Source organism: Streptomyces sp. NPDC059142, assembly GCF_042755665.1.
In the GTDB taxonomy this organism is placed as follows: domain Bacteria; phylum Actinomycetota; class Actinomycetes; order Streptomycetales; family Streptomycetaceae; genus Streptomyces.
This window is the reverse complement of the sequence record NZ_JBHZDA010000014.1, coordinates 44681-50886: the sequence shown is the minus strand read 5'-3', so window position 1 is coordinate 50886 and position 6206 is coordinate 44681. Positions and strand designations below refer to the sequence as shown.

Here is a 6206-nt window from a genome sequence, read left to right as displayed (position 1 = left end):
GGATTCACCGAGGGGAGCGTCGCGGCGTTCATCCACCGGAACGGGCTGCCCCCGCCGGCCGCAAACGCCGCTTTAACGCGTACCGGCGGGGGCGGGGCTCGGGGCCGCCACTGTCGTTCTTCTGTACGATCCGGCGCCCGCGGCCCATCGTGTATAACGAAGGGAAGTGAACGAAGGGGAAGTGATGGACGGAGCGGAGAGCGGAGGAGGCAGGCCCATGGTCCGCAGCGCGCTGCGCCTGTTGCGCCCCGCCCTTTTCCTGGTCTTCCTCCTCGCCGAGTTCCTGCTCCTCGACGCGAGCAGCCTCTCCGCCGCCGTCGCGCTCGCCGCGACCGCCACCGCCGCCGCGGGCTCCGCCCTCGTCGTCTGCGCCGTGATCACCGCGCGCTCCGTGCCCGCCCACCCTCCGCACCGGGTGCGGACGGCCATCCGCGACCGCGAGCAGCGCACCGCCTTCCTGCCCCAGCGCGATCCCGACGCCTCGGGCCGTACCAGGCCCCGAGCCCCCGGCCGTTCCCTGCCGACGGCCTTCGCGTAGGGGCACGCCCCCCTCTCACCGTTCCCTCTCCGGGCACCCCGCGCCGGCCGCCACGTCCCGCTGCCCCGCCACGCCTCGACGGCGCGACGCCCTGACGTTCCGACGTCCTGAGGCCGCGACGCCCTGACGTTCCGACGTCCTGAGGCCGCGACGCGCCGGCAGCGTCCTTCGTCCGGTACGACGAGACCCCCGGAGGGCTCACCTTGTCCGCGTTCATGTCCGTATTCGCCCACCTGGTCGGGCAGCTTGCCGATCTGCTCCAGCCGCTCTTCCACGCGGGCGCCGCCGCCGCGGCGATCATCCTGTTCACCGCGTGCGTACGGCTCGCGATCCACCCCCTGTCGCGGGCCGCAGCCCGGGGGCAGAAGGCGCGCACGAAGCTGGCGCCGCAGATCGCCGAGCTGCGCAAGAAGCACGGGAAGAACCCCGAGCGCATGCAGAAGGCGCTCATGGAACTGCACACCAAGGAGAAGGTCTCGCCGCTCTCCGGCTGCCTGCCGAGCCTGGCGCAGATGCCCGCGTTCTTCCTGATGTACCACCTCTTCTCCAGCCGGGAGATCGGCGGCGAGGCCAACGAACTCCTCGGTCACTCCCTCTTCGCCGCGCCCCTCGGCGAGCGCTGGACGCACGCGCTCGCGGACGGCGGTGTCCTCGGCGGCGCCGGAGTGGTCTACCTGGGGCTCTTCGCGATCGTCGCCGCTGTCGCCACCTTCAACTACCGGCGTACGAAGATCCAGATGGCGAACGCGCCCGCGCTGCCGGCGGGCCCGGACGGCGAGCAGGCCCCCGGGGCAGGGGCGATGAGCGCGATGACGAAGATGATGCCGCTGATGTCCTTCGCGACGCTCTTCACCGTCGCCGTCGTGCCGCTGGCCGCCGCGCTGTACGTGGTGACCAGCACGACCTGGACCGCCGCCGAGCGGTACTTCCTGTACCGGGACGCGCCGGTCGCGGGCGCCCTCGCCCCCGGCACGGTGATGTGAGGGTGCTCCACGGGCGTCCACGGGGTGGTCGGGGTCTTGCCCCGACTGCCGCGCAATGATCGGATGTCTCGCAGATCCGGCCGACCAGAGGGAGACCAGGAACCATGAAGCTGCTGCGTGTCGGTACGCCGGGGGCCGAGCGCCCGGCGCTGCTCGACCAGGACGGGACGACCCTGCGGGACCTGTCCGCTCTCGTCCAGGACATCGACGGGGCGCTCCTCGCCGACGAAGCCGCGCTGGAGGGGATACGGCGGGCAGCCGCCGCCGGTGAGCTGCCCGTGCTCGACGGCGCGGGGACGCGCGTCGGACCGCCGCTGGGCCGGATCGGCAAGATCGTGTGCATCGGGCTGAACTACCACGACCACGCCGCGGAGACCGGTGCGCAGATCCCCGCGGAACCGATCATCTTCTTCAAGGCGCCGGACACAGTGATCGGACCTGACGACACGGTCCTTGTGCCCCGGGGCAGTCTGAAGACCGACTGGGAGGTCGAACTCGCCGTCGTCATCGGGCGCACCGCGCGCTATCTGGACTCGGCGGAGGACGGGCTCGCGCACGTCGGCGGGTACGCCGTCGCGCACGACGTCTCCGAGCGCGCCTTCCAGATCGAGCGCGGCGGTACCTGGGACAAGGGCAAGAACTGCGAGACGTTCAACCCGCTCGGCCCCTGGCTGGTGACCTCCGACGAGGTGGCCGACCCGCAGGCGCTGGGGCTCCGGCTCTGGGTCAACGGGGAGCTGAAGCAGAACGGGACGACCGCCGAGCAGATCTTCGGCGTCGGGGAGGTCGTACGGTACGTCAGCCAGTTCATGACCCTGTACCCCGGCGACGTGATCAACACCGGGACCCCGGCGGGCGTGGCGATGGGCCGGCCGGAGCCGAAGCCGTATCTGCGGGCCGGTGACGTGGTCGAGCTGGAGATCGACGGGCTGGGGCGGCAGCGGCAGGAGCTGAAGGACGCCTGACGGACCCCGGATCCGGGGCGGAGGCCGTGGTGGGAGTGGGCGCGGAAGCCGGGATGGGAGTGGGAGCGGGAGCCGGGGTGGGTACGGTACGGGGCCGCCGCAGGCCCTGGGCCGGTCCGGCCCGGCAACCCGGGCCGGGCGGTTCCGTACCCGGCCGGGTGGCCCCGTACCCGCCCCGCCTCAGCCGCGCAGTTTCTCCAGCGCCTCCACCACCAGCGCGTGGTCCTCGATCTGCGGCAGGCCCGAGACCGTCACCGTGCCGATGACGCCCGCGCCCTCCACCGCGATCGGGAACGAGCCGCCGTGCGCCGCGTACCGGTCCGGGTCCAGGCGGGAGGACTCCTCGAACGTGGTGCCCTTGGCGCGGAAGCGGGCGCCGACCAGGAGCGAGGCGGCGCCGTACCGCTCCACGACCCGGCGCTTGCGGTCGATCCACGCGTCGTTGTCCGCCGTCGAGCCGGGCAGGGCGCAGTGGAAGAGCTGCTGTCCGCCCCGGCGGATGTCGATCGCGACCGGCGCGTGGCGGGCGCGCGCCAGCTCGACCAGCAGGGTGCCGAGCGCCCAGGCGGTCTCGTAGGTGAAGTGGGGGAGCGTCAGGCGGGCTTCCTGGTCCTCCAGTTCGGCGACCGTGGGTCCGGTGGGTGCCGTGTTCGCGGGGGTGCTCATGAGCGGGGGGCCTCCAGAGTGATCGCGGTGCCCTCGCGCGCCGAACGCACCGCCGCTTCCAGGACGTCGAGCGTCGCCGCCGCCTCGTACGCGGTCACCGGCGGCGGTGTGCCGTCGCGCAGCGCGGCGGCGATCGCCGCGTAGTACGCCGGGTAGTCGCCCGGCTCGGTCTCCACCGGGTGGCCGCCGCCGGTCAGCGGCGAATCGCCCGCGCCGAGACGGCCCCACAGCGACTCGGGCTCCAGGCCCCAGCCCGCCGCCCGGCCCCCGCCGGGACGCCGGCCCTCGCGGAGATCGGCCTCCTGCGGGTCGAGGCCGTACTTCACATAGCCCGCCTTCGAGCCCAGCACCCGGAAGCGCGGGCCGAGTTGGGCGGTGGTGGCGCTGGCGTACAGATGCGAGCGGACGCCGCCGGCGTGCGTGATCGCGATGAACGTGTCGTCGTCCGTCTCGGCACCCGGGCGCCGTACGTCCGCCTCCGCGTAGACCCGTACCGCCGGGCCGAAGAGCACCAGCGCCTGGTCGACCACGTGGCTGCCCAGGTCGTACAGCAGCCCGCCGATCTCCTCCGGCGCGCCCGACTCGCGCCAGCCGCCCTTGAGCTGGGGGCGCCACCGCTCGAAGCGGGACTCGAAGCGCAGGACGTCGCCGAGCCGGCCGGTGCCGAGGAGGCGGGTGAGGGTGAGGAAGTCGTTGTCCCAGCGGCGGTTCTGGAAGACGGAGAGCAGCAGCCCGCGCTCCTCGGCCAGCGCCGCCAGCCCGCGCGCCTCGGCGGCGGTGCCCGCGATCGGCTTGTCCACGACGACCGGCAGACCGGCCTTGAGCGCGGCCGTCGCGATCGGGACATGCGTCCGGTTCGGGGAGGCGATGACGATCAGGTCCAGCTCGTCCGCCCGCTGCCACAGCTCTTCCGGTGTCGCCGCGAACCGCACGTCGGGGAACTCGGCGCGGGCCTGCGCCCGGCGCTCCTGGGCGGCGGTCACGACCGTGTCGAGGACGAGTCCTTCGGTGGCGGCGATCAGCGGGGCGTGGAAGACGGAGCCCGCGAGGCCGTAGCCCACGAGCCCGACGCGGGGAGGGGTGCCGGTACCAGTCATGCATCCACTTAAGCAACGGTGTTTCCAAAGTGCAAGACCGGTGGACAATGGCGGTGTGGGCGGCGAACGGCGGGGAACGGCGGGAAACGGCGGCGACGGGAACGGAGAGGGTGCGGATATGGGCGCGAGGGCGGGCACGGGCGGTTCCGGCGCGAATCTGCCGGTGCTGCGCGGATACAACGCCGCGCTCGTGCTCGACCTGCTCCGCACGGCGGGCGCGGGCGGCATCAGCCGGCTGGAGCTGGCCGAGCGCACCGGGCTCACCCCGCAGGCGGTCAGCAAGATCACGGCCAGGCTCCGTACGGAGGGGCTCGCTGCCGAGGCGGGGCGCCGCGCCTCCACGGGCGGCAAGCCGAGGACCGTCCTGCGGCTGGTGCCCTCGGCGGCGTACGCCGTGGGGGTGCATCTGGACCGGGACGAGCTGACGGCGGTGCTGGTGGACCTGGCGGGGACGCCCGTCGCCGTACGGAAGGTCCCCTTCGACCTGGGCGCGGGCGCGGAACGGGTGGTCGGGGCGGCGGCGGAGCAGATCGAGGCGGTACGCGCCGACGCGGTACGGACGGGTGCGGTACGGACCGACACGGTACGGGCGGACGCCTGCGTCACCGGCGTGGGCGGATCCCGGGGCGACGGGGAGCCGCTGGGCGTCGGGGTCGCGATGCCGGGGCCCCTCGACCACACGACCGGCGTGCCGGGACGGGTCACCGGATTCCCGCGCTGGGAGGGGTTCCCGCTGCGCGACGCCCTCGCCGACCGGCTCCGGCTGCCCGTCGTCCTCGACAAGGACACCAACGCCGCCGCGCTCGGACTCGCCCTGCGCGGTCCGGGGGGCGTCGCGGGCGGCGGGAACTCCTTCGCGTACCTCCATCTCGGTACGGGGCTGGGCTCGGGGCTCGTGCTCGACGGTGTGCTGCACCGGGGCGCGCGCACCGGCGCGGGCGAGTTCGGGCACCAGGTCATCCAGCTCGACGGGGACCGGTGCGACTGCGGCAACCGGGGCTGTGTCGAGGTGCTCTGTCTGGCCGCCGTCGCACGCGGCGATCTGGCGGAGGCGGCCCGGGTCCTCGGGGCGGGGGCGGCGAACCTGGTCGCGCTCCTCGACATCGACCGCGTACTCCTCGGCGGCCGGACGATCGCCGCGCACGAGGAGCGTTTCGTACGGGGCGTACGCGCCGTCATCGCCGAGCGCGCCGGGGGCGCGGGGATCCCGGTGGAGCCGGCCGGGGGAGGCGCGCACGCGGTCGCGGAGGGCGCGGCGCAATTGGTGCTCGCCCCGGTGTTCGGCCGCCGACGGGGGACCGGCACCGGCGTGGCCGGGGTGTGACCGGGGTGTGAGGGGCGAGAGGGCCCGTGACCGGGTGACCGCGGGGCGGGCCGGGGCGGGCGGGAGCGCTGGGCCGATGAGGTGTGGTTGTGCGACTTTCTGACTTACCTGGGGTGTGGCGGCCCGTGTGGCACGGGGCCCCGTGGCAGCGTCGGGCGTTCCGACCGCCCAGCGACCAGCGAAGGCCGTGTCCGTCATGCGTTCCGTGCGACCGCTCCCCCTCCTCGCCGCCGCGGCCGTCGCGGTCGCCGTGACCGTCGCCCTCGTCACGGCGTTCGTCCCGCTCCCCGGGGCCTGGACCGCCGTCGGGCCGAGCGCCGACCCGGGCGCCGACGGGGCCGCGCGTACCTGCGGCAGGGTGGCCGATCCCGAGTTCCCGATCACGACCGAGCTGCGCGGCGGCCCCGGCGCGTACCGGGCCGGCGGTGCGGCCGGGGAGTGGTCGCTCGACCTGACCAACACCACCGGCGCCGCCTGCCGCAACCTCCACCCCGTCGTGGTCCTCTACGACCGCGACCGGGCGCTGGACGTCGGCCATCTGAAGCTGGAGATGGCCGTCAACCAGGGGGGGGTGAGCGCCCGGACGCTGGAGCGTAACCATGTGTGAGATATGGGGGGCCTTACGGGCGACAG

The 6206-nt window shown here is 74.1% G+C and carries 7 protein-coding genes; 5 read left to right on the top strand and 2 right to left on the bottom strand.

Features of this window, described 5'->3' with window-relative positions; all coding sequences use genetic code 11:
• The first annotated feature begins 217 nt into the window (after positions 1–217).
• The 3 genes from ACFXPK_RS08015 to ACFXPK_RS08005 all read left to right on the top strand — a co-directional run bounded on the left by ACFXPK_RS08015 (position 218) and on the right by ACFXPK_RS08005 (position 2486).
• Positions 218–538, top strand: a complete 321-nt coding sequence (locus ACFXPK_RS08015; RefSeq protein ID WP_385072874.1) for a DUF6412 domain-containing protein — start codon at positions 218–220, stop codon at positions 536–538.
• A 203-nt stretch (positions 539–741) separates the two neighbouring features.
• On the top strand, positions 742–1521 hold the full coding sequence (locus ACFXPK_RS08010) for a YidC/Oxa1 family membrane protein insertase (protein WP_385072871.1): 780 nt from the start codon (positions 742–744) through the stop codon (positions 1519–1521).
• Between the two features lie 104 nt (positions 1522–1625).
• Entirely contained in the window at positions 1626–2486 is an 861-nt protein-coding gene (locus ACFXPK_RS08005; protein ID WP_385072868.1) for a fumarylacetoacetate hydrolase family protein, read from the top strand.
• Positions 2487–2666: 180 nt separating this feature from the next.
• Here ACFXPK_RS08005 and ACFXPK_RS08000 read toward each other — a convergent pair whose 3' ends face one another.
• Both ACFXPK_RS08000 and ACFXPK_RS07995 read right to left on the bottom strand, forming a co-directional pair.
• Positions 2667–3152: a heme-degrading domain-containing protein gene (locus ACFXPK_RS08000; protein ID WP_384996227.1), complete on the bottom strand. Its 486-nt coding sequence runs from the start codon at positions 3150–3152 to the stop codon at positions 2667–2669.
• Entirely contained in the window at positions 3149–4249 is a 1101-nt protein-coding gene (locus ACFXPK_RS07995) for a Gfo/Idh/MocA family oxidoreductase (protein ID WP_384996230.1), read from the bottom strand. The genes ACFXPK_RS08000 and ACFXPK_RS07995 overlap by 4 nt, the downstream gene beginning before the upstream one ends.
• Positions 4250–4367: 118 nt before the next feature.
• Between ACFXPK_RS07995 and ACFXPK_RS07990 the strand changes: the two genes are divergently transcribed.
• Positions 4368–5573, top strand: coding sequence for an ROK family protein (locus ACFXPK_RS07990; protein ID WP_385072864.1), 1206 nt, complete (start codon positions 4368–4370; stop codon positions 5571–5573).
• Positions 5574–5769: 196 nt separating this feature from the next.
• A complete protein-coding gene (locus tag ACFXPK_RS07985) occupies positions 5770–6180 on the top strand; it encodes a hypothetical protein (protein WP_385072860.1) in 411 nt (136 codons plus the stop codon).
• Positions 6181–6206 lie beyond the last annotated feature (26 nt).